At 45.9% G+C, this 516-nt stretch carries 1 pseudogene; it reads right to left on the minus strand.

Going from position 1 to position 516, the window contains the following annotated elements:
• Positions 1-13: 13 nt before the first annotated feature.
• Positions 14-516: pseudogene (locus tag ABEG11_RS19070) on the minus strand (IS1595-like element ISBbi1 family transposase); the annotation flags it as partial.

Consider the following 516-nt stretch of genomic DNA (forward strand, 5'->3'; position numbering starts at 1 on the left):
TCTGATTATCCGTTTATGCACCTGTTATATTCGCAATTACTAGTCTGTCAAAGAGTTTGTCTCCAAAATACCGTCTGTTTAATTTGTAAATAAACTCGTTGAGATACAACTGTAAGTATTTCCTTTTGATTTTATGGTAGTTGCCCAGCAATGTCCGTTTTGCATTACTGATTGCGATATGCACCCATTTGAGTGTTTCCTTGGTGGTTTTGGCGTCTGATTTCTCGGTGACGTGCAATTCCACCAGATCGGAGATGTCAACGTAAGAAGTGCTTTTGTCCGAAAATACGATGGCATCATCCTCCATGCAGTCCCTGACCACGCCGTTGATTCCTTCACTTTGATGGCTATCCAGTACCCTGGCCTTGAAATAACGCACATGCTTCTCCTTTTTGCCCGTTTCGATATCTTCCAACGGGGTGCTTTCGGCCATCACCGCAACGTTCTGCTTTCCCTCGGCTCCCCGGCCACGTGTACCCTTGCCTCGCTCGATTTCCTTACTGGCCACCGAAAAGT

This window comes from Flavobacterium aestuarii, assembly GCF_040049115.1.
Taxonomy (GTDB): domain Bacteria; phylum Bacteroidota; class Bacteroidia; order Flavobacteriales; family Flavobacteriaceae; genus Flavobacterium; species Flavobacterium aestuarii.